A 20739-nucleotide genomic window follows, 5' to 3' on the forward strand; every position below is an offset into this window, starting at 1 on the left:
CCTTTCCCGGCAGCCAGGCCGCCCGGCCGTCCCCGTAGCCCTAGGCTGGAGCACCATGAAGAAAGTCGCCGTCGTCGGCTGCGGAGGCAGCGGCAAGTCACACGTCGCCCGCGAGCTCGGCGCCCTGCTCGGCGCGCCGGTGACGCACCTGGATGCCGCGTTCTACGACGACGACTGGGACGAGTTGCCCATGGCGGAGTTCGCCGAGCTGCAGCGGAAGCTCGTCGCCGAGCCGGCCTGGGTGATCGACGGCAACTACAACTCCACGCTCCAGATCCGGCTCGAAGCCTGCGACACGGTCGTGCTCATGGACGTCTCGACGCCGGCCGCCCTGTGGGGGATCTTCTCCCGGCAGATCCGGCACGGCGCCGGTCACCAGGGCAACGGGGTGCACAACCGCATCCACTGGGGCGTGATCAAGTACGTCGCGACGTACCGGCGCAAGATGCGACCCCGCGTCATGGCCAAGATCGAGCAGTTCGCCGCCGGACACGCCACCGTAGTGCTGCTGACCAGCCGACGCCACACGCGCCGCTGGCTTCGACAGGTCGCCGCCGAGCACAGCTGACCCGGTCGCAGCCCCTGCGGGGGTGCGGCTCGTGATCACCAACCCCTTTCTCGACCCCAAACAGCATCGCGATCTGTACGGTCGTACTACCCGGCTGGCCCGCCGGACCGGCGCTCTCATGCGCGCGAAGATCTCCGGTCGACCGGTGCCCGAGGCCATCGTCCGCAGCCTCACGGATCATCGCGGCGAGGGCGCACCGCCGCTCGGGCTGGTGGTGGACATCGGCTGCGGACGCGGTACCACCACTCGGGCCCTGGCCGAGCAGCTCCGGCCGACGAGACTGATCGGCATCGACCTGGCCCCGGCGCTCCTAGCCGACGCTCGCGAGCGGGCGGGAAGGCAGCGCGGTGTTCGTACGGACTTCGTCCAGGCGGACTTCCACCAGCTGCCCCTGGCCAGCGGTTCAGCCGGGTCGGTGGTGGCCGCGTTCTGCCTCTACCACTCGCCGCGGCCCGAGCGGGCCCTCGCCGAGATCGCCCGCGTGCTGGCTGTTGACGGACTCGCCGTCCTGGTCACCAAATCACTCGACAGCTACCGGGAGATGGACGCCCTCGTCGCCGGCGCCGGGCTCGACCTGCGCGCCGAGGAACACGAGAGCCTCTACACCGCCGCGCACAGCGGCAACCTCGCGGGGCTGACGGACACCTGCCTGGAAGTGATCAAGACCGAGCACGAGGAGCACCGCTTCACGTTCGACGGTCTTGATCACGCGGCGGAGTACCTCGCCACGAACCCGAAGTACCACCTCGCCCCTGGCCTGTACGGCAACCCGGGCGCACTGGCCAAGGCACTCCACGAAGCGCTCCCCGAGCAGTCGATCACCACCAGCTCCGTCATCACCTATGTCGTGGCCCGGCACCGGGGAGGCCGGCCATGACCTCCACGTTCACCAAGCGCTACGTCAGCGCCAGGCAAGCGGCCGAAGCCGCCCGGCACCACCACTGGCTGACCGCGCACGCCCGGCCGATGCTCCAACCCGCGCTCACAGCCACCGCCCCCACCAGCCTGACGTTCGCGTGGATCGAGGGCCGACACGCCGAGCCGCACGACCTGCCACGCCTGGCTGGCCTGCTGGGTCATGCCCACGGCGCCGCCTGGACCAGCGACCTGCACCGCGCCTCGCTCACCAGGCCGCACGTGTTCCCCGACGGCGCCCTGTTCCCCGACTACGCCGCCTGCCGCGAGGTCGCCCTGCGCAAGCGGCTGGAGCAGGGCCACCTGCCCGATACGTCGGTACTGGACATGCTGCTCGCGCTCCTCGAAGCGACCGCTGAAGGCCCCGTCGCCTTCTACAAGGACAGCAACCCGCGGAACTTCCTGATCACCACCGACGGCACGATCTTCACGGTCGACACCGACGACCTCACGCTCGCCCCCTTCGGATATGACCTGGCCAAGCTGATCACCGCGCTGATCATGACGCACGGTCCGATCGAACCGCCCGGCATCGAGCAGGCCCTGGACCTCTACAACGAGGCCGCCTCCCGCCACGACGCCCGGCTGGCCGCCACCGATCTCCAGCGCCTTCACGCCTTTCTCACCCTCCACGTGCACCTGACCGCCCCGTACACCGGACGCAACGGCTACCACTTCGGCGTCCCCGGATTCGGAGGCTCAACGTGATCACCACCGAACTCGTCTTCATCCGGCACGGCGAGGCCCAGTGCAACGTCGACGGCGTCGTCGGCGGGCCCGCGACCTGCACCGGACTCACCACCCGCGGCCACGCCCAGGTGACGCTGGCGGCTGCCCGGCTGGCCGCCGAGCACCGAAGCACCCCATTCACCGCGCTCTACACGGGCCCCCGGCTCCGGCTCCGCCAGACCGGCGAGATCCTCGGCCAGGCCCTCGGCCTGCTGGTTGGCACCCACCCTGGCCTCGATGGTCCTGTCCACGGCGCAGCCGACGGCAAACCCTGGACCGAGGTGAAAACCGCCGCCGGAGGCGCGCCGCACGTCCACCCTGACCAGCCGTGGGCGGAGGGATCCGACACCTGGAACGGCTACCTGCAACGGGCCGGTGCCTTTCTCCGCGACCTCATCGCCGCGCACGAAGGCGACCGCCTCCTGTTCGCCGCGCACGGCGAGACCGTGATCGCCGCCCACACCCTACTGCTCGGTCTCGGCCCAGGCACCGATGCCGGCTTCGCCGTCTCCCACGCCTCGATCAGCCGGTGGCAGCGTCACCTCAACCGGCTCGGCCAGCACCGGTGGCTGCTGAAAGTTCACAACGACGCCGCGCACCTCGCCGGGCCAGCCACGGAGCCCGCGCCGTGAGCACGGAATCCGACGACCCGCGCGTCCAACTCGCTCGCAGCACTGTCGGCGAGGTCACCGCCATCGCGGACCCGGCGCTCCCGCTGCAGGTACTGCGCCTCGCCGACAGCTTAGGAAACGTCTACTTCGCCAAGCAGCACGAGCGATCGCGCCGTTACGCCCAAGAGGTCCGGGCCTACACGACGTGGGTCCGCCACCTGCACGGTCACGCACCGACGCTCGTCGGCCGACAGGACGCCACGCGAACGCTGCTGCTTACTGCCGTCCACGGGCAAGGAGGCCAGAGCCTGCCTCCCGGATCCCCCGAGGAGGAACAGGCGCACCACGACGCCGGCCACGTCCTCCGGTCCCTGCACCGGGGCACGGCAGGGCGAAGCGCCGGCGCCTTGAGCATCGAGCTCGCCACCCGCCTGCGCAGCTGGATCGCCAAGGCCGAGCGAGCCGGCCTCCTTTCACGAGTCGAACATCGGCTCCTCAACCGGATTTCCGACGAGCTGGCCGGCACCCCGATGGACAGCGCCGTCTGCCACCTCGACTACCAGCCGCAGAACTGGATCACTGGAGACGAGTTCCGGGTCATCGACATGGAGCACATGCGACGTGATGCCCGCGTGCGCGACTTCGCGCGGCTCGAATTCCGCCGCTGGCAGGCAGCCCCGCACCTGCGCGACGCCTTCTTCGAAGGCTACGGATCCCGCCCGTCCGCCACCGAGCAGCGCCTTCTCGAGCGCTTCGGCGCCATCGAAGCCGCCACCTCCTTGGTCCGCGGACACGAACAGGACGACTCCACCCTGACCGCCCACGGCCGCACCGTCCTCTCCCGCCTGAGCTAACCCCTTCGCCACGACCCGTTCGGAGGTCCCTATGTCAGAGATCCACTCCGCCATCACCGCACCGGTCATCCGGCGCGCGGTCGTGACGGGTGCGGCCGGATTCATCGGCTCCCACCTCGGGCACGCTCTCCTCCAGGCAGGCGTCACCGTGGTCGGCGTGGACCGGCGCGGCCCGGCCAGCGACGAGGCCACAGCCACCAACCTCAGCGTGCTGCACGGCCGCGACGGCTACATCCCCGTCACCGCCGACCTCATCGATTGCGCGATCGACCCGCTGCTCGTCGACGCGGACGTCGTCTTCCACCTGGCCGGCGTCCCCGGTGTGCGCCCGTCGTGGGGATGGCAGTTCAGCGAGTATGTCCGCTCCAACATCCTCGCCACCCAGCGCGTGATGGAGGCAGCCACCCGCATGCGCGTCCCCCGCCTGGTGGTCGCCTCCTCCTCAAGCGTCTACGGGGTGACCAGCGGAGGGCCCAGCGTCGAGAGCGACCGCCCCCGCCCGGCTTCTCCATATGCGGTCACCAAGCTCGCCGAGGAGCAGCTGTGCCTGGCTCACGCCGCCCGCGCCGGATGCCCGACGTCCGTCGTGGCCTTGCGGTACTTCACGGTCTACGGTCCCCGCCAGCGCCCGGACATGTTCATCCACCGCGCGCTCGACGCCGCGCTCACCGGCCGCTCCCTGCGGCTGTACGGAGACGGACACCAGCGCCGGGACTTCACCTTCATCGACGATGTGGTCGCCGCCACCATCGCCGCCGGCGCCGCCTCGAACAACACGAGCATCGTCAACATCGGCGGCGGGACCAACGCCTCCCTCATCGACGTGATCAACATCGCCCAGAGCCTCGCGGGCCGGGAAATCGACGTTCGTTCCGACATGGCACGCAGCGGAGACGTCCTGAGCACCCGAGCCGATACCCGGCTCGCCGAAGCCACTCTCGGCTGGCGAGCCACGACCGACTTGCCCAGCGGCATGCGCGCCCAGATGCAGGCGCTCGCCCGGTCCACCTACCCCGCCGCGGCCTGACCTCGCCGCAGAGAGGGAGATGCCGTGGAAGGTCCCGAGAAAGCCCGGCTCGACGCGTACTTCCGTCGGATCACCGCCGAATTCCCCGTCGACGGCGCGATCAGCTTACTGGTCATCACCCACCTGCTCGCGGAAAGGCCGGCCTTCCTGCACGCGCTGGCCCGCACATCGACCATCGCGGCCGTTCTGCCCAAACCCCGCTCCATCAACCCCGAGGCACTCCGGGAAGTCCGGCGCACTTACGCCGTGCACGACCTCAGCCGCGCCACGTTCGCCGACCCCGCCAAGGCCCTGGACTACCTGGAGAAGACCGCCCCGGGCCAGGACGTCGTCCTGCTCGACATCGGCGGCTACTTCGCTCCCGCCGTCGCCACCCTGGCCGAGAAGTTCTCCGGCCACGTCCTGGGCATCGTCGAGGACACGGAGAACGGTAACCAGCGGTACGAGGCCCTGGAAGAGCTGCCGTGCCCAGTCTTCTCCGTGGCCCGCTCCCCCTTGAAGCACTGCGAGGACCACCTGGTCGGCCGCTCCATCGTCTTCTCGACCGATGCGCTCGTCCGCACCCGGGGCGACATCCTCACGAGCCGCGGTGCCTGTGTCATCGGCTTCGGCAAGGTCGGCCGCTCCGTCGCGCACACCCTGCGCGCCCACGACCTGCGTGTCACCGTCTTCGACAGCGATCCCGTCAAACGAGTACAGGCTCGCTCCCAGGGCTTCTGCACCTCGTCGTCCTGCACCGAGGCAATCCGCGACGCCGAACTCGTTCTCTGCGCCACGGGCAACCTGGCTCTGCGGCAAGGTCACTTCGAAGCCCTCCGCAACGGTGCCTATGTCGCGTCGGTCACCTCCTCCGAAGACGAGCTCGAACTCGACGCGCTCGACGGCCTCTATCAGCGCGCTCCCGTCGGCGACCACCTGACCCGTTACGAGGTGACCGGGCACTACTTCTACGTGCTCGCCGAAGGAGGAGCGGTCAACTTCGTGCACGGCGCGGCGGTCGGCAGCTACATCCACCTCGTCCAAGCCGAGATCATCGCCGCCACCGCCGCGCTCAGCCGAGGCGGGTGCGACCCCGGCCTGCACGAAGTGCCGTCGGCCGTCCGGCAGACCATCGCGCAAGTCTGGCTCGACCACTTCGACAGATGATCACTCGCGTTCCCGCCACGGTGCACACGCCCGTGCATACCCCATCAACGGGAGCTGACCATGACTGCCACACGCCGCCACATAGCGGTCATACCCTGCCGCTGGGGAGCCTCGAGATTCCCGGGAAAGCCACTCGCCGTGCTCGGCACGATGCCGCTGCTGTGGCACGTCCATCAACGTTGCCGGCAGGCGGAGCGCCTCGCTGACGCCGTCGTCGCAACCGACGACCACCGCATCGAAGCCACCTGTCGCCAGCTCGACATCCCCTGCGTCATGACCGGCGAGCACCCCACCGGCACCGACCGAGTCGCCGAGTGCGCACAACACCTTCAAGCGGACGCGTACATCAACGTCCAGGGCGACGAGCCTTTCATCTCCCCCGAGGCGATCGACGCCGTATCGGACGCGCTCACCCACCTGGACGCCAACACCCTGGCCGTCAATGCGTACGCCACGCTGAGCGACGCGGCAGCCGTTGTCGACCACAACGTCGTCAAGGTCGTCGTCGGCGACAACGACAAGGCCCTGATGTTCTCCCGACAGCCGATCCCCTACCCGAAAGGCCACCGCCCCACCTACCTGCGGCAGCTCGGCCTCTACGGCTTCACACGAAACGGTCTCGAACTGTTTCGACAGCTCGATCAGGGCCCCGTGGAGCGCGCCGAGGGCATAGAGATGCTCCGGCTCGTCGAACACGGCTACGGAGTCCGCATGCTGCCCGTGTCGGACAACGGGTTCGCCATCGATACGCCAGATGACCTGGAAAGGGCACGCGCGATGCTTTGACGAACTTCGGGTGTCCGGTCCATGGCCCTGACAGGGGCTTCTACAGCAGTGGCTCTCCCTGCGGCTGGACAGCAGCTCCTTCTGGAGGCAGCAGCCCAGCCGCAGGTTTGCCCGTGCCCGCCTACACGGTCAGGTAGACGATGACCGCCAAGGTCACCGTCATCGACGTGGCAAAGGCCGCAGCCCCCTGGATCACGCACTCCGCCAAATTCGCCCCCGCGTAGCCTTTCAAGATGGCAGAGGCGAGGGCGACGACACACGACAGCAGCACCGCGATGGCGGCGTAAAAGACCTTGCGCTCCCGACTGCTCACCGGGACTCGTCCTTCCTTCAGGAAGGCGGTCCGCTCGCGTGGATGCACCAGGAACGGACCGCCAATCACAGCGATCCCAAGAACCGTGATCCACGGTTCAGCCTGATGCCCCTAGAAGGAACGACCTGTCGGGTTCGGAGACTCGCAAGCGCCCCGGCCGTACTACGACTTCACCCCAAGGAGACCCTCGGCCCTACGTGGCGCCTGATCGTCCCCAGTCTTGCTCGGCTCCCTACATTTTCCCCCCAAATGCCGCCCTCCTGCGGCATCGTGCTGTCTGTCGCGCACCAGCGGGGAAACTCGGGGTCCACTGCGCTCACAAGCAAGCTACCTCGCCAAGGGCGCCGTAGCAGGAAGACCGGAAAATATGCGCCGAGCAGCCGCCCGACGACCCCACCCAGCACCCGCCGATCCAGCCGAACATGTGCCTCGCGCGCCCCTCCCGAGCGGGCAGCCTTGGCTTGTCGGGCGGATCCAGTTGCGCCCCTCGGCTCTTGTTGCCCCGTTCAGAGCCCGGCAGACGCACCCTTCTACCGAGTGAACACAGGCAAAGATTCCAAGCCCCGCATGAGTCGCGTGCGACGCCACCGAAGTTCTTCAGGCGCTACCGCAAGGCGAAGTCCGGGGAACCGGGCCAGGAGAGCGCGGAGGGCAATCTCCGCCTCGGCCAGGGCGAGCGGGGCGCCCAGGCAGCGGTGGATACCGTAGCCGAAGGCCAGGTGTGCCCTGGCGTCACGGTCAGGGTCGGGAGAGTCAGGGGTCGGGTACCGGGAGGGATCGCGGTTCGCTGCTCCAGGCGAGATGAGCACGGGGACGCCGGCGGGGATGTCGGTCTGGCCGAGGGAGATCGGTTGGGTGGTGTATCGGAAGGTGGCGATGCCGACCGGTGAGTCGTAGCGCAGCAGTTCATCCAGCAAGCTCCTGATCCGGCCTGGTTCGGTTCGTGCCCGGTCGCGGAGATCTGCGTGCTGGAGGAGTGTCAGGACGGCGTTGCCGATGAAGTTCGTGGTGGTCTCGTGGCCGGCGACGAGCAGGAGGACGGCGAGGGAGACGAGCTCGTCTTCGCTGAGCTGTTCGCCTTCCTCCCGGACGGTGACGAGGTCGTGCAGCAGGCTGCCGTCCGAGGCGTGGCGCTTGGCCTCGATGAGATCGGCCATGTAGCCGGCCACGGCGTGGGAGGCGGCGTCGATTCGTTGGGGCTGTCCGGCGGCGAAGAGGTCGTTCGACCAGGTACGTACCTGGGCTCGGTCGGCCTCGGGGACGCCGAGCAGCTGGCAGATCACCGTGACCGGCAGCGGGATGGTGAGACCGGCGACGAGGTCGGCTTCACCGTCGCTCGGAAGGGCGTCGAGGAGGCGGTCGACGATGTGCTGGATGTACGGGTGCAGGCGGGTGACCGCGCCGCTGGTGAAGGCTTTGGTCACCAGGCGGCGCAGCCGAGTGTGCTCGGGTGGGTCGGTAGCGAGCATGGTGTGGGCGACTGCGGGGTGGAGGTTACGGCCGGAGGGGCGGCTGGCGAAGAACCGGGAGGTGTCCTTGGACAGGCCCGGGTGCGTGAAGGCCGCCTTCGCTTCGGCGTAGCCGGTCACGAGGTAGCTGGGCCTGTCTCCCGAGCCGGTGGTCACCGGCTGCACAGGGGCTGCCGTGCGGAGTTCGTCGTAGAAGGGGTACGGGTTCTGGAAGAACTCCGGGCACGACAGCGGGTCGCTCATGGTGTGGGGACTGCTTCCTTGTCCTGGGCGGTTTCCGTGGTGGTCGCGCGTACGACGTCGCTGCTGGCGTACGCCTGGGCGACGAGCAGCAGCCACTCGGTCTCGGCTCTCAGGTTGCCCTCTCGTTGGTCGGTGCCGGGGGCGGGCCGGGCGATGTCGCCGTTCAGTTTCAGGCCGCGGTGCTTGGCCCTGACAGCGTCTTTGAGGACAGCCGCTTCCACGGTGGCATGGCCGCGGAGGGTGTCGGCTTCACCGAGCTGTGCCAGGGCGTGTCGGGTAGCCTGCTGGACTCGCCCGGAGCGATAGGCCCGCAGGGTCAGAATGCCGTCGTTGATCTCGATGACGCGACGGTGGAGGAAGAAGTCCGCGTCGTCCTCGGCTACCTCGCCGGATTTGGTGGTGGCGAGAGCGATGTCCGGGCTGACCTCGACGAGCTCGCTCCACAGCGGTTCGAGGGCTTTGAAGGAGCGGGTCTCCCAGCGTTTGCGGGCCAGCTGGCTGATAGGCCAGGCCAGCGCCGGCAGGGTCAGGCCGAAGACGACCAGCAGCACGCTGACAGCGGGCGCGGCAACGCTGAACGTGCAGCGCGTGGGGGTGAAGACACTGGAGCACCGGTAGCCGTGTGTGATCAGACCCAGGTCGAATCCCAAGGAGACCAGGGTGAAGATCTTGTAGCCGCAATACACCAATGCGGAGGCGCAGCCGACGGATGCCATGCGCAGTCCGATGCGCTGGCTGATCCGACGGGATCGGAAGGACTGCCTCCAGGTCTGGACCAGGAATTCGCCAACAGTGATGCCCAGGTAGGCGATGTAGACGAGTAGGTAGAGCGCGTAGAGCTGGGGGGAGAACCGGTCTTCATCTCCGGCGATGAAAAGCCCGCTCATCACGGAGACTGCGGAGATCAAGTAGATCAGGCGCAAGCGGATGCGTCGGCGTGCCGTGTCGGGGTCGCTGATCTGGAACATGAAGGCCAGCACCGCGGTGGCTGCGGCCAGGCTGGCGCAGTTGCTGACGAGCCGGGAACCGTGGGGGATGACGGCGTCGACTACGTACCGGCCAGCGGGAGCGTACGCGGCGAAGGCCACCCAGAGCGAGACGAAGATGGCGACCATAGCGTTAGCGCCAATAGGGCGTCGGTTCGATCGGCGACCTCGGACGAACCAGAAAATGGCCGCCAGCATAAGAACGTCCGCAGTCGTGAAGATGAGAGGTGGAGTCACAGTCTTTTGCGCTTCTTCTGGGGGAAGTTGGCGAAGAGGGCTTCCCAGCGTTCGCTTCGGTCATGCGGCTGGCTGGGAGGCAGTTCCATACCGCGGTAGATGCGCTGGCGGATGACAGTGGCCATCGTTTCCGCTTCGCGCTCGTCGTCGGTTCGGTAGCTGGTGCGGCCCGACATCCGCTGTACGAGCGTGGGGTTGAGCCCGAGTGCCTGGTTTTCGCCGTCGCCCAGCGACAGGCTGCCGGGGTGGTCACACAGGACGTGGCCGATTTCGTGGGCGAGGATGTGCATCTGATGGAGTGCGGAGGTGCCGCGCTCGAAGTACAGGACGTCAGCCGTGGCCATCTCCACGCGGATCCCGCACGGCAGGTCGCCGGTGACCGCCGTGTCCATGGGCCGCAGGATGATCGGCTTGCCGCGGAGTTCGGCGACGGCATCGCACAGCTGCTGGGTACCGAAGCGGTGAGGAAGGTTCAGGCGTTCGAGCCGCTCCGAACAGGCTATGCGGAGCCGGTTGTCCATGTTCTCCTCCAAGTCCCTCTGGGCCCATCGGCGCGGCTCCGGGCTTCCCGATGCGGGTGCGGCACCGAGGGCGTTGTGCGCGTCGCGAGCGGCTCTCATCACCACACACCGGCGCTGTGACGCGGCTGCGCAGGGGCACGCCGCTCATGCGCGGGGTGCGGATCAGTGGCCCATGGCGACGCCGCCGTCGACCGGGATCACCGCTCCGGTGATGTAGGCGGCCTCGGGGCTGGCGATGAACTTGACGGCGTGGGCGATCTCTTCCGGTGCCGCGGCACGACGCAGAGGGATCTGCTCGAGGATGTGCTGTTTGCGCTCGTCCGGCAGGGCGGCGGTCATGTCGGTTTCCGTCAGGCCGGGGGCGACGATGTTGACGGTGATGCCGCGGGAGCCGAGTTCCTTGGCCAGGGAGCGGCCGAATCCGACGAGGCCGGCCTTGGAGGCGGCGTAGTTGGACTGGCCCGCCTCGCCGGCGAGGGCGACGGCGGAAGCAATCAGGACGATGCGGCCTTGGCGAGCGCGGAGCATGCCTCGGGCCGCTTGTTTGGCGACGCGGAAGGCTCCGACGAGATTGGCGTCCAGGACGGCGAGGAAGTCGGCCTCGTCCATGCGGAGGAGCAGGTTGTCCTTGGTGATGCCGGCGTTGGCGACGAGGACCTCGACGGGACCCTGCTCCTGTTCGATTGCCGAGAAAGCCTGAGCGACCTGGTCCGCGTCGGTGACGTCGCACCGTACGCCGAACAACCCCTCCGGCGGCTCACCGCTGCGGTAGGTGACCGCGACCCGGTCTCCCGCAGCCGAGAGGGCACGGGCGATGGCCAGTCCGATCCCCCGGTTTCCTCCTGTGACAAGAACAGAGCGCGACATTGCGAATTAAACTTTCTCGTTTTGAAGTTTCCCCGGAAGCCGATCGTTTCACCGACCGGCCTCTGCATTCTGCACCTCCACAATCGCCACTCGGAGTGGCGACAGTCGGCGTACCGCTGCCACCGCTAGACCAAATGGAGTCCTATTCGCACAAGATCCCTTACCGCTCTCCCGCAACCTGACCTCGTCAGTTGGCTCGCACGCCGACGATTTCAGGCGCATGATCGGAAAGACCGCACTCCTTGCATGCGAAGGGAGGACTGGGCCGACTATGGCAAACGGTGACGGACATCTCACAGGCGTCAGATTGTCAGAGAACGAGCTCGGACAGCTGCTCGTCTCCTGGCGCGAAAGGCTCGACCCACGGCGAATTCCCGGCATCGATACCCGGCGACGCCGCCTGAGACCCGGCCTCACCCAACAGGAGGTAGCCACCCTGACCGGGGTGAGCGTCACCTGGTACCGCAAGCTGGAAAAGGGCGAGCAGGCCGACTTCTCCGACGCCTTCCTTCAGCGGCTGACCATGACCCTGCGCTTGGACGAGACCGAGCGCGGGATGCTGTTCCGGCTGGCCGTAGGCCGGACGCCCGAGCCGACCCGGCTGGCCGTCGATACCGCAGTCGACGAGAGCATGCAGGCCCTCCTGGACGCCCAGCTCCCCAATCCGGCTTACATCACCAACCTCTGGTGGGACATCGTCGCGCACAATGATCAGCAGGCGGACTGGTTCCCCTGGATTCCGTACGAGCGGAACAGTATGCGGTGGGCCTTCCTCTACCCGGAAGCTCGCGAACAGCTGGTCAACTGGCGGGACGACTGGGCGGATCCCTTCCTGGCACAGATCCGGGTGGCCGTCGCACATAACCAGGAGAGCGAAGAGCTGAAAAAGCTCCGCGACGACATCCTCGCCGGGAACGAAGAGGCGGCTGAATTGTGGAAGGAAAACCGGGCTCAGGTACACCCCGATGGCGACATCCGGCGCCTACGCCTTCCTTATCACCAGCGGGAAGAGGTGCCGGTAAAGATCATGGCTCTGGCCCCGTTGCGCAATACGCACCTGCGCTTCATCGTGCTCATGCGCGACTGGACGGCGCGCCGGCCGTGACCAGCACCGTCGTCCCTCAGTTCTGGCGGGCTACTGGCTGAGGTCGAGACCGTGCGCCGACTCGCCGTCGGACAGACCTTCGATACTGCGGGCCTGCTCGATCAGCGCCGTGACCATACTCAGGCTGTTCCCGGACAACCCCTTCGCGCGCAGAGCGACGCGCCGCACGTCTTGGTCCCGCATCGCGGCGACCAGCGCGATCTCGGCTTCCGTCCGCTCCTTCGCCGCCTGGTCGAAGAAGTACCCGGGCTCGACGCCGAAGAAGTCGGCGAGTGCCTTGATCGTCGACATCATCGGGTTCTTCTTCTGCCCGGTGCGCAGCTGTGCGATGGCACTGGCGGAGATGCCCTTGCCGCCGTTCGCGGCGGCCTTGGTGATCGCCTCCGCGACCTCCGCATTGGTGTAGGAGCCGCGCCCGGGTGGGTGGATCTCCTGGAACAGGTGCTCCAGAAGCTCGGCGAACGTCTTCCCCGAACTGTCTGTCATCTCCGCCCTCCCCTCACCCGAGTCACCGGTCAACTTAGCGATCACCACTCCAGTGTAGCGCCAGCCCGAGGTCGGACACTCCAGTTGACCGAGCGGCGTAACTGGGGTGTAAGTTTTTCACGGCTCGCGACACCCAAGTGTTCCGTCCCAGGTCAGATGGGTAGCCCCGCTGGACTGTGGCGGAGGGCTGACCGTATGGTGCTGGTCCCCGCAGCCAGGGAGGGCCGGGGAGAAAGGGTGGTTCACGCGGCGCCACGACAGACGCAGATACGAGCTGGCGCCCGAGAGCGGTAACTCTCAGGCGCCAACCACAGCGACGCTCCCGCCTCTGCAAAGGCGAGGAGGTCCAACCAGAGCCGATCCGGACCCTTTGGACGAGGCACCCCGGACGGCCCCACTCGAAGGAGCGATTGTTACATGCCTGCTCACCAGCAGGAAAGCTCGGCGGACCAAGCCGCCGGCCCCGGCCCGCACGCCGGGCGCCTCGCGGCTGACGGGGGCTGCTGATCATGGCGCGCATCCGCACGATCAAGCCGGAGGCGTTCGTCTCCGAGTCGCTGGCCGCCTGCACGGTCACCGCCGAGCGGACGTTCTTCGGGCTGCTCACCCAGGCTGACGACCACGGGCGTCACCGCGACCATCCCGCGATCATCGCCGGGAAGCTGTGGCCGCTACGCCCCGAGCACACCCCGCTGGACGTCGAAGACGATCTCCAGCAGCTCGCCGGTGCCGGGCTGATCTGCCGGTACACCGGGTGCGACGGGCGCGGGTACCTGCACATCGTGGCCTGGGCGAAGCACCAGAAGATCGACCGGCCCAGCGCTTCGCGCCTGCCCCTGTGCTGCGCCCACGACCAGGACAAGCGATGCGGTGCCTGCAAGGGCGAGTGCGGCCAGGTGCCGCGACCGGATCACGCGCCTGCGCCCTCGGTCCGCGTCGTCGAGTGCTCGATGAACCCTCCCCGAGCGCTCGACGAGCCCTCGACGAACATTCGACGAGTTCTCGCGAGCCCCGAACAGCCCTCGCCGCCTGCGACCGACTCCTCCCCCACCCTCGCGGACTCCCCAGCGGACTCCCCAGCGCCATCCGCCGGGCATCCAGAGGCCGCCACCTCCACGGCTGACGAGGAAAGCGCAGGTCGAAGCGTATTCGACGAAGACTCGTCGAACCCTCGTCGAGGACTCGACGAGCCCTCGCCGTCTGGATCTAGGATCCTGGATCCTGGATCCATCCCTTCGGGGCGCGCCGCGCCCGCGCCCTCGACCGTCTCGGCCAAGACCTTGATCGGCGAGTACGTCGCCGCCTGTGCGCACCGGCCTCCGGAGCGGGTGCTCGGGCATCTGGGGCGGGAGCTGAACCAGCTGCTCGGCGAGGGCATCGCTACCGAGCACCTGCGCGCCGCCATGGAGCGGCTGCGGGCGAAGGGGCTGAGCCCGAGTGTGCTGCCGAGCCTGGTCAACGAGGTCATGAATGCAACCGTCCGGCAGGCTCCCGCTCGGGCAGGCGGCAGGTACACGCCCTGGATGAACCCGGCGGACGACTCGGCCTACGAGGAGGCGCTCTGATGCCCCCTCGCCACCGCGATCCGGCGCCCTTGTCGGCCGCGCCGCTCGCCGCCCGCTTCCAGCGGATCTTCGCCGAGCGCGGCATGCCCCCGGCCGGGATGCCGGTCAGCGACACCCCCGAGCCGATCCCCGCCCTCGAGCGGGCCCAGAAGCAGATCCCGCGCCTGTACCGGGATGCAGTCGCCGACCACCCCCGGGTGGCCGCCTGGGTACACACCATCGCCGGCACCGCCGAGGCGCCGAACGTCTCCGCGCGGCGGCAGGTGACGCACGGCCCGTCGCTGCTGCTGGTCGGCCGGACTGGCCGGGGCAAGACCCACGCCGCCTATGGGGCGATCCGCAGCCTGCTCGGCGCCGGCATCGACGTGCGCTGGCACGCCACCACCGCCGCCGACCTCTACGCCGAGATGCGCCCGCGCCAGGGCGCCGATCCGGAGTGGATGCTGCGCCGCATCATCCGCATCCCGGTGCTGCTCCTGGACGACCTCGGCGCCGCGAAGTCCTCGGAATGGACCGAGGAACTGACCTACCGGCTGATCAACCAGCGCAGCATCCACCAGCTGCCCACCCTGATCACCAGCAACCTGCCCACCAGCGACCTGCGGGCGCAGATCGGCGACCGTGTCGCCTCCCGCCTGACCGGCATGTGCGAGCAAGTGGTCTTCACCGGCTCTGACCGCCGCCGCCACGGCAACGCCGCCTGACCCGGCCCAGACCGCCATCGCGGCCAGCCGCATCCCCTTGAACATCTCCGCAGACCCGAACCCCTGGCCGAGCGCTACCCGCACAGCGCCCTGGGGGCGAACGGAGCCACCAGCATGCACGCCCGTACCACCACCCTGCCCTCGACCGACTTCCGTCGACTGGGCGACCATTCCTGGCACGACAAGGCCACCTGCAGCAGCCTCGACCCGCAGAGCGCGGACCAGCTGTTCTTCCCCACCCCCCGCGCCCGCAAGGACATCGCCCAGGCCAAAGCGCTGTGCGCCCAGTGCCCCGTACGCCGGATCTGCCTGGACGCCGCCCTCGAAAGCGAGAGCGTCCACGGCATCCGCGGCGGCCTGACCGAGGCCGAGCGCCGCCCCCTGCACGACCAACTCGCCCGCCGACTGGACCATGACCGCATCGCTGCCCGGCTGCGCGGCATGGACATCCACCTCAGCAACGCCGAGCGCACCGCCGTCGCCCGCCGCGCCTACCAGCTTGGCTTCTCCGCCGAACAGCTCGCCCGGACCCTGAACGTCAGCGAGGACTGGGCGACCGACCTCCTGCGCACCGCTCACCTGGAGATCGAGGAACGCGACCGCCACTGGGACGGCACCAAGGCCGACGGCCGACCAGCAGGCGCCCCCGCGACGACCGTGACCGAGCCGCTCGGTGCAGCGATCGACCGCAACAGCCTCAGCGAGGCAGCGTGACCCACGCCCACCCCACCACTACCGAGGTCGGCGGCTGGGACCGCGCCGCCATCCTGCTCCTCGGTGCCGCCGGCTGCGCCATCTCCTACGACGCGCTGCAGCAGATGGCCACCGCCATCCACATCCGCGGCCTGCTCACCTACCTCTTCCCCCTCCTGGTCGACGGGTTCATCGGCTACGGCGTCCGAGCGCTGATCGTCACCCGGACCGCGCCCTGGAGAGCCCGCCTCTATATATGGGTGCTGTTCGGCACCGCGACCGCGGCCAGCATCTGGGCCAACGCCCTGCACGCCGTACGCCTCAACCAGATCAACCACGCCTCCGGCGACGGCCTACGCCTCGGCGACCTCACCGTCGGCGTCCTGTCCACCCTGGCCCCGCTCGCGCTCGCCGGCGCCGTCCACCTCTACATCCTCATCACCCGCCACCAGAACGCCGTCGGCACCAGCGGGCGTGGACCGGTCCGCCCGGACCAGTCCACGGGCGGGGACCGGTCCGCGGACACGGTCCGCACCCACATGTCGGACGACACCGGCGGATCGGTCCGCACGCAAGCTTCTGCCGACACGGACCAGCGGACCGCGGATGCGGACCAGTCCGCAGAGCAAGAGCACGCGGCAGAGTGGCCGGACCAGACCGCGCGAAGCGGTCCACGCCACAGCAGAGACGCCGGAGCGGCCAGCGGACCGGTCCGCACCGCCGGCGGACCGCGGACCACTACGGGCAGCGGACGGCAGAGCCGGCATCCGGCTCCGGATCGCGAACGCCCTCGGCCGCACCCGCAGGACGAGGTCGCCAGCCCCCTTTTCCCGGTCGGCCGCGCGGACCAGTCCGCTCGTGCGAAGGGCCCCACTGACGCTGACACGCCGCCGGCCGCAGGCGACCAGACACCCGGTGGACCGTCCGCAGGTTCGGCGGACCGGTCCGCAGCCGACGAGCGGACCAACACCTCCAGCGCGGGCCAGCCCGCGGACCAGGCAGCGGGAACCAGCCCGCAGGAGCGGTCCGCACCGCTGAGCGCCGTCGACGACGGTCGGCGGACCGGCTCCCCCGCGGACCGGGAAGGTGCGGACCGGTCCGCGCCCGGTCCGCACGATGGCGATGGTGACGAGCAGGACCTCGAGCAGCTCCTCCCCATCGCCCGTGCCGCGGTCCGGCGTGAAGGCCGCATCAACCGGACCGTCGTCCGGGGAGGACTGCGCGAGCAGCAGATCCAGGTCAGCAACCAGCGCCTGGGCCTGATCCTCCAGCGCCTGCGCGCCGAAGCCGCCTGACGCTCCGACTCCCCCATCCCCGCGGTGCGCGGCCGGCCGACCCGCTCCGGCCTGCCGCGCACCGCGCGAACGACCGAGGACCCTTCCCTCCATGCACCACTGCCACCGCTTCCGCACCATCCGGACCGCCTTCGAGCGCGAAATCGCCGGCTACGAGCTCCGCGCCGAGCGCGCGGTGAACAGCCCGATGGGCAGGTCCTGCCACAGCAGCGCCCAGACCACCCGCCACGCCATGGCCCGCGCCCTGAACCGGCACCTCGGCCGCTGCCGCGAATGCGGCTGACCGGACATCCCAAACGCCACAAGGGAGCGGCCAAGCCGCCAAGCCCGCCCCGCTCCCCATCGAAGAAATGGACGCGCACATGAAACACCGCCCGATGCCCGTGCAGAAGAACACCGACCTGGAGGCCGCCGCGTGGGTCGACGCCCTGGTGCGCTTCGGCCTCGTGCACGCCGCGGTCGAAGGCCCAGACGGGCAATGGCTCGCCCAGCTCTGCCCCGGCAGCACGGTGTGGCTGCTGCGCGACGCCCGCGAAGTCCTCGTCCTGGCCGCCACGCTCCAGCAGCAGCTGCGCGCCTCCGACGGAGAACCGCGATGACCGACCGCGCGTCGTCCCCGGTCCACCACGGCCCGCCGCAGGTACCCAACTCGGCACAAGGCCGAGCAAGTTATACCTTTGGATACTCCACCGGTGGTGGAGTATCCAAAGGGACCTCCGCCCAGCGGGCGAAGGAGGCCCTCCGGCGCCAGGGGGCACCAGGGGGAGAGGCTGCGACCGAGGGCGGACCGCAGCACGAGGCGGAGCATCACGCGTGCCACGCCTCCTCGTGCGAGCACCTCGAGCGCGCCGAGCTGCGCGTCCGTCGCCGTCCTTATCAGCGCGGACCGCGCAGCCAGGGCCAGCGCACCCACGTTCGCAACGCCCGCCTGAACGACGAAGAGCTCGCCCGCATCACCGCCGGGGCGAAGGCCGCCGGCATGACCGTCGCCGGCTTCCTCGCCCACTGCGCGCTCTCCGCCGCCCGCGACCTCGAACGCACTGCAGCCGTAGTTGCCTCCGAACGGGAAGTGATCTCGGAGCTGTTCACCGCCCGGCGGCATCTCGGCTACATCGGCAACAACCTCAACCAGGTGACGAAAGCGCTCAACTCGGGTGCCGATGCCCCGCATGCCGAGGTTGTCCTCCAGGCCGTCCGCCGCGCAGTCCAGCGCGTCGAGGTCGCCGCCCAGCAACTGATCGACCGCTAAGGCACTCCAGCGTGATCCCTCGAGTCCACAAACGCGGCAGCCGCACCATCGGCCTGCTCGCCTACCTGTACGGGCCCGGCACCCACGAGGAGCACATCGACCCGCATCTGGTCGCCTCCTGGGACGGGATGGCCCCCGACCCGGTCCGGGACCCGCAGGCCACGTACAAGCAGCTGCAGCAGCTGCTCGACCAGCCCGTGATGGCCGTCGCCGCGAACCGGCGCCCGGACAAGCACGTATGGCACCTTTCGATCCGCTCTGCCCCCGACGACCCGGTGCTCGCCGACGACCAGTGGGGCGAGATCGCCCGGCGCATGGTGGCTGCCACTGGTATCGACACCGGCGACGGGGCCGGGTGCCGCTGGGCCGCCGTACGCCACGCGCACGACCACATCCACATCATCGCCACCCTCATGCGCGAGGACGGGCACAAGCCGCGGATCCACAACGACGCCGGCCGCTCACAGGAGGAAGCCCGCCGCATCGAAGCCGACTTCGGGCTGCGCCGACTCAACACCGGTGACGGGACCGCCTCTCAACGACCCACCAGCGCCGAGCGCCACAAGGCTGAACGGCAGCGCCGCGAGCAGACTCCACGGGAGGAACTGCGCGAGAGCGTACGCCGGGCTGTGGCCGGCGCGAACACCGAAGCGGAGTTCTTCGGCCGCCTCACCGCCTCCGGCCTCCTCGTCCGCACCCGCACCGCGCCATCGGGCGACCTGCTCGGCTACACCGTCGCTCTGCCCGGCGACCGCAACAAGGACGGCCAGCCCGTCTTCTACTCCGGGTCGAAACTGGCACCCGATCTCTCCCTCCCCCGCATCCGCGAACGCCTCACCTCCGGAACCGAGGAACGTGTCACCGCGCCGGACTCGGGTGAGGACAGCACGATCCGCTCCCGGCCGATCGGTCCAGCCCCGGCCCGCCGCGCGGCGACAACCTCTATCTGGGACGCCGCTCTCCTCCTCGGCAACGAGGGCGATGACGGCGCAGCAGCAGCCCAGCTCTCGGCCGCCGGCGAGGTTCTCGACGCCCTCGCCAAAACGTCGGCTGCCACTACACGCGAAGAACTGCGGCTGGCAGCACGTGCCTTCGAGCGCGCCAGTCGTTCCCACATCCGCGCCCAGCACGCCGAAGCGCGCGCACTGCGCAAGGCCGCCCGGGAAATCGTCTACGCCGGCCCCTCCCTGGGACGCGGCGAAGACGGAGCAGCCACCGCCATGGTGCTCTCCACACTGCTCCTCGTCGTGGTAGCCGCGGCTCGCTGGCACGCCCAGCACCAGCACGCCCAGCAGGCCGCAGCCGCCCGCCAGGCTGCCGAGCACCTGCGCGCCGCCTACAACTCCGCCGCTCATGCCCCGCTGACCGCACTGCGCGACCGAGGTCGACGCCTGCCGAAATCCACCCGCGCCCGGTACGAGACGACGGTGCTCACCGTGCTCCCGCACCTCGCTCAGACCGTGCTGACCGAAAGGGGCTGGGACGCCCTGGCCGCCACCCTCAGCGACGCCGCACGAGCCGGGGCCGACCCCGCCGCTCTCCTCCGCGAGGCCGCCGGCCAGCGCGAACTGGACTCCGCCGGCTCTGTCAGCGACGTACTGGTCTGGCGCGTACGCCGCATCGCCAACCTGCACGCCCACACCCCGCAGGTCACAACCACCGTGCCACCGGCAACAGCTACCCGGACCGTACGTCCGATGCCTCCCAGCGATCACCGCCGAGACGGGGGGAACGCTCGCTGATGCACGCCGAACTGCAAGTGGCCCGACCCGGCACTCGTGGCCGATCCTGAAACAGCAAACGGCAAACGCAGCAGGGAGGACACTGGATGTTCTGGCGCAGCAGGAAATCTGGCTCCTCTGAGCAGCAGCCCGCCGCTCCGGCGGAGACGGGCTCCTCCCCGGAATCCGTCGATATTCCGGCGGAGCTGCGGGTGGACCGGACGACGGTGTCCTTCCTGGCGTTTCCGCACCCCGGCCATCTGGTTATCGCCGGTTCAACCGCGGTCTGCCATCAGTGCGGAGCGGGCCGCGACTGGATGGTGATCAGGGCCGCCGAAGGCATATTCATCCGCTGTCGCTGCACCCATACCTGGCCGGAACCCCGCATGACCTCCCAGCAATTCGACGACCTGATGGGGCCCGTCACGGGTGTAGCGGAGGACTTCGACCAGGCACAGCGCGCCATGGGTTACGACGGTACTTTCTCTGGCGTCTATCTGACGTGACCGGCTTCAGAGCGAGCTCCGTGCCACGGCACCTGCCCTTTACCCCCACGTCGTAGAGGCCGACACACTCAGTGAGCCTTTTCAGCATGGCCACCGAACGGGTGATGACCTTGGTGCCCGCAACGGACAGGACTCCGTGCCGT

General features: G+C 69.1%; 24 protein-coding genes. 18 read left to right on the top strand and 6 right to left on the bottom strand.

Annotated features, from left to right (window positions below):
- Positions 1-55 precede the first annotated feature (55 nt).
- The 8 genes from ACIG36_RS08240 to ACIG36_RS08275 are packed head-to-tail and all read left to right on the top strand — an operon-like array spanning position 56 to position 6636.
- Positions 56-568 carry a topology modulation protein gene (locus tag ACIG36_RS08240; protein ID WP_399923865.1) on the top strand — a complete coding sequence of 171 codons (513 nt, stop codon included), beginning with the start codon at positions 56-58 and terminating at the stop codon, positions 566-568.
- 31 nt (positions 569-599) lie between these two features.
- On the top strand, positions 600-1445 hold the full coding sequence (locus ACIG36_RS08245) for a class I SAM-dependent methyltransferase (RefSeq protein WP_399923868.1): 846 nt from the start codon (positions 600-602) through the stop codon (positions 1443-1445).
- Complete coding sequence (locus ACIG36_RS08250; protein ID WP_399923871.1) at positions 1442-2191, top strand: phosphotransferase; 750 nt, start codon at positions 1442-1444, stop codon at positions 2189-2191. The genes ACIG36_RS08245 and ACIG36_RS08250 overlap by 4 nt, the downstream gene beginning before the upstream one ends.
- Entirely contained in the window at positions 2188-2844 is a 657-nt protein-coding gene (locus ACIG36_RS08255; RefSeq protein WP_399923874.1) for a histidine phosphatase family protein, read from the top strand. The genes ACIG36_RS08250 and ACIG36_RS08255 overlap by 4 nt, the downstream gene beginning before the upstream one ends.
- A complete protein-coding gene (locus ACIG36_RS08260; RefSeq protein WP_399923877.1) occupies positions 2841-3677 on the top strand; it encodes an aminoglycoside phosphotransferase in 837 nt (278 codons plus the stop codon). Before ACIG36_RS08255 ends, ACIG36_RS08260 begins: the two co-directional genes overlap by 4 nt.
- Positions 3678-3708: 31 nt before the next feature.
- Positions 3709-4704, top strand: a complete 996-nt coding sequence (locus ACIG36_RS08265; protein ID WP_399923880.1) for an NAD-dependent epimerase/dehydratase family protein — start codon at positions 3709-3711, stop codon at positions 4702-4704.
- A 24-nt stretch (positions 4705-4728) separates the two neighbouring features.
- A complete protein-coding gene (locus tag ACIG36_RS08270) occupies positions 4729-5850 on the top strand; it encodes an adenosylhomocysteinase (RefSeq protein ID WP_399923883.1) in 1122 nt (373 codons plus the stop codon).
- A 60-nt stretch (positions 5851-5910) separates the two neighbouring features.
- Complete coding sequence (locus ACIG36_RS08275; RefSeq protein ID WP_399923886.1) at positions 5911-6636, top strand: 3-deoxy-manno-octulosonate cytidylyltransferase; 726 nt, start codon at positions 5911-5913, stop codon at positions 6634-6636.
- A 121-nt stretch (positions 6637-6757) separates the two neighbouring features.
- Here ACIG36_RS08275 and ACIG36_RS08280 read toward each other — a convergent pair whose 3' ends face one another.
- The 5 genes from ACIG36_RS08280 to fabG all read right to left on the bottom strand — a co-directional run bounded on the left by ACIG36_RS08280 (position 6758) and on the right by fabG (position 11272).
- Entirely contained in the window at positions 6758-6949 is a 192-nt protein-coding gene (locus ACIG36_RS08280) for a hypothetical protein (protein WP_399923889.1), read from the bottom strand.
- Positions 6950-7479: 530 nt separating this feature from the next.
- On the bottom strand, positions 7480-8661 hold the full coding sequence (locus tag ACIG36_RS08285) for a cytochrome P450 (RefSeq protein ID WP_399923892.1): 1182 nt from the start codon (positions 8659-8661) through the stop codon (positions 7480-7482).
- On the bottom strand, positions 8658-9845 hold the full coding sequence (locus ACIG36_RS08290; RefSeq protein WP_399923894.1) for an MAB_1171c family putative transporter: 1188 nt from the start codon (positions 9843-9845) through the stop codon (positions 8658-8660). The genes ACIG36_RS08285 and ACIG36_RS08290 overlap by 4 nt, the downstream gene beginning before the upstream one ends.
- A 35-nt stretch (positions 9846-9880) precedes the next feature.
- Positions 9881-10405, bottom strand: a complete 525-nt coding sequence (locus tag ACIG36_RS08295) for a regulator component (protein ID WP_399923897.1) — start codon at positions 10403-10405, stop codon at positions 9881-9883.
- Between the two features lie 162 nt (positions 10406-10567).
- Positions 10568-11272, bottom strand: coding sequence for a 3-oxoacyl-ACP reductase FabG (gene fabG, locus ACIG36_RS08300; RefSeq protein WP_399923901.1), 705 nt, complete (start codon positions 11270-11272; stop codon positions 10568-10570).
- 307 nt (positions 11273-11579) lie between these two features.
- Between fabG and ACIG36_RS08305 the strand changes: the two genes are divergently transcribed.
- A complete protein-coding gene (locus tag ACIG36_RS08305; RefSeq protein ID WP_399923904.1) occupies positions 11580-12377 on the top strand; it encodes a helix-turn-helix transcriptional regulator in 798 nt (265 codons plus the stop codon).
- Between the two features lie 30 nt (positions 12378-12407).
- Here the strand turns inward: ACIG36_RS08305 and ACIG36_RS08310 are convergent, their stop codons facing one another.
- Positions 12408-12863 carry a helix-turn-helix domain-containing protein gene (locus ACIG36_RS08310; protein WP_399923907.1) on the bottom strand — a complete coding sequence of 152 codons (456 nt, stop codon included), beginning with the start codon at positions 12861-12863 and terminating at the stop codon, positions 12408-12410.
- Between the two features lie 509 nt (positions 12864-13372).
- Between ACIG36_RS08310 and ACIG36_RS08315 the strand changes: the two genes are divergently transcribed.
- The 9 genes from ACIG36_RS08315 to ACIG36_RS08355 all read left to right on the top strand — a co-directional run bounded on the left by ACIG36_RS08315 (position 13373) and on the right by ACIG36_RS08355 (position 20596).
- The gene (locus ACIG36_RS08315; protein WP_399923910.1) at positions 13373-14428 is read left to right on the top strand and encodes a hypothetical protein; all 1056 of its coding nucleotides are present in this window, start codon (positions 13373-13375) and stop codon (positions 14426-14428) included.
- Complete coding sequence (locus tag ACIG36_RS08320) at positions 14428-15132, top strand: ATP-binding protein (RefSeq protein ID WP_399923913.1); 705 nt, start codon at positions 14428-14430, stop codon at positions 15130-15132. The genes ACIG36_RS08315 and ACIG36_RS08320 overlap by 1 nt, the downstream gene beginning before the upstream one ends.
- Positions 15133-15246: 114 nt before the next feature.
- A complete protein-coding gene (locus ACIG36_RS08325; RefSeq protein WP_399923915.1) occupies positions 15247-15846 on the top strand; it encodes a WhiB family transcriptional regulator in 600 nt (199 codons plus the stop codon).
- Entirely contained in the window at positions 15843-17120 is a 1278-nt protein-coding gene (locus ACIG36_RS08330; RefSeq protein WP_399923918.1) for a DUF2637 domain-containing protein, read from the top strand. Before ACIG36_RS08325 ends, ACIG36_RS08330 begins: the two co-directional genes overlap by 4 nt.
- A 91-nt stretch (positions 17121-17211) precedes the next feature.
- Complete coding sequence (locus ACIG36_RS08335) at positions 17212-17403, top strand: hypothetical protein (protein WP_388623902.1); 192 nt, start codon at positions 17212-17214, stop codon at positions 17401-17403.
- A 79-nt stretch (positions 17404-17482) separates the two neighbouring features.
- Positions 17483-17719, top strand: coding sequence for a hypothetical protein (locus tag ACIG36_RS08340; protein WP_399923922.1), 237 nt, complete (start codon positions 17483-17485; stop codon positions 17717-17719).
- Positions 17716-18369 carry a plasmid mobilization protein gene (locus ACIG36_RS08345; RefSeq protein ID WP_399923924.1) on the top strand — a complete coding sequence of 218 codons (654 nt, stop codon included), beginning with the start codon at positions 17716-17718 and terminating at the stop codon, positions 18367-18369. Before ACIG36_RS08340 ends, ACIG36_RS08345 begins: the two co-directional genes overlap by 4 nt.
- A gap of 11 nt (positions 18370-18380) precedes the next feature.
- Positions 18381-20111: a relaxase/mobilization nuclease domain-containing protein gene (locus ACIG36_RS08350; RefSeq protein ID WP_399923927.1), complete on the top strand. Its 1731-nt coding sequence runs from the start codon at positions 18381-18383 to the stop codon at positions 20109-20111.
- Positions 20112-20197: 86 nt separating this feature from the next.
- A complete protein-coding gene (locus ACIG36_RS08355; RefSeq protein ID WP_399923929.1) occupies positions 20198-20596 on the top strand; it encodes a hypothetical protein in 399 nt (132 codons plus the stop codon).
- The last annotated feature ends 143 nt before the right edge of the window (positions 20597-20739 follow it).

The organism is Streptomyces sp. NPDC053048, assembly GCF_044547045.1.
In the GTDB taxonomy this organism is placed as follows: Bacteria; Actinomycetota; Actinomycetes; order Streptomycetales; family Streptomycetaceae; genus Streptomyces.

Excerpts from the sequence above, each read along its gene's own strand:
- ACIG36_RS08315 (WP_399923910.1), top strand. The coding sequence starts at position 13,373 with ATGGCGCGCATCCGCACGATCAAGCCGGAGGCGTTCGTCTCCGAGTCG.
- fabG (WP_399923901.1), bottom strand. The coding sequence starts at position 11,272 with ATGTCGCGCTCTGTTCTTGTCACAGGAGGAAACCGGGGGATCGGACTG.
- ACIG36_RS08320 (WP_399923913.1), top strand. The coding sequence starts at position 14,428 with ATGCCCCCTCGCCACCGCGATCCGGCGCCCTTGTCGGCCGCGCCGCTC.
- ACIG36_RS08240 (WP_399923865.1), top strand. The coding sequence starts at position 56 with ATGAAGAAAGTCGCCGTCGTCGGCTGCGGAGGCAGCGGCAAGTCACAC.
- ACIG36_RS08285 (WP_399923892.1), bottom strand. The coding sequence starts at position 8,661 with ATGAGCGACCCGCTGTCGTGCCCGGAGTTCTTCCAGAACCCGTACCCC.
- ACIG36_RS08250 (WP_399923871.1), top strand. The coding sequence starts at position 1,442 with ATGACCTCCACGTTCACCAAGCGCTACGTCAGCGCCAGGCAAGCGGCC.
- ACIG36_RS08275 (WP_399923886.1), top strand. The coding sequence starts at position 5,911 with ATGACTGCCACACGCCGCCACATAGCGGTCATACCCTGCCGCTGGGGA.
- ACIG36_RS08265 (WP_399923880.1), top strand. The coding sequence starts at position 3,709 with ATGTCAGAGATCCACTCCGCCATCACCGCACCGGTCATCCGGCGCGCG.
- ACIG36_RS08290 (WP_399923894.1), bottom strand. The coding sequence starts at position 9,845 with ATGCTGGCGGCCATTTTCTGGTTCGTCCGAGGTCGCCGATCGAACCGA.
- ACIG36_RS08355 (WP_399923929.1), top strand. The coding sequence starts at position 20,198 with ATGTTCTGGCGCAGCAGGAAATCTGGCTCCTCTGAGCAGCAGCCCGCC.
- ACIG36_RS08295 (WP_399923897.1), bottom strand. The coding sequence starts at position 10,405 with ATGGACAACCGGCTCCGCATAGCCTGTTCGGAGCGGCTCGAACGCCTG.
- ACIG36_RS08335 (WP_388623902.1), top strand. The coding sequence starts at position 17,212 with ATGCACCACTGCCACCGCTTCCGCACCATCCGGACCGCCTTCGAGCGC.
- ACIG36_RS08325 (WP_399923915.1), top strand. The coding sequence starts at position 15,247 with ATGCACGCCCGTACCACCACCCTGCCCTCGACCGACTTCCGTCGACTG.
- ACIG36_RS08345 (WP_399923924.1), top strand. The coding sequence starts at position 17,716 with ATGACCGACCGCGCGTCGTCCCCGGTCCACCACGGCCCGCCGCAGGTA.
- ACIG36_RS08310 (WP_399923907.1), bottom strand. The coding sequence starts at position 12,863 with ATGACAGACAGTTCGGGGAAGACGTTCGCCGAGCTTCTGGAGCACCTG.
- ACIG36_RS08340 (WP_399923922.1), top strand. The coding sequence starts at position 17,483 with ATGAAACACCGCCCGATGCCCGTGCAGAAGAACACCGACCTGGAGGCC.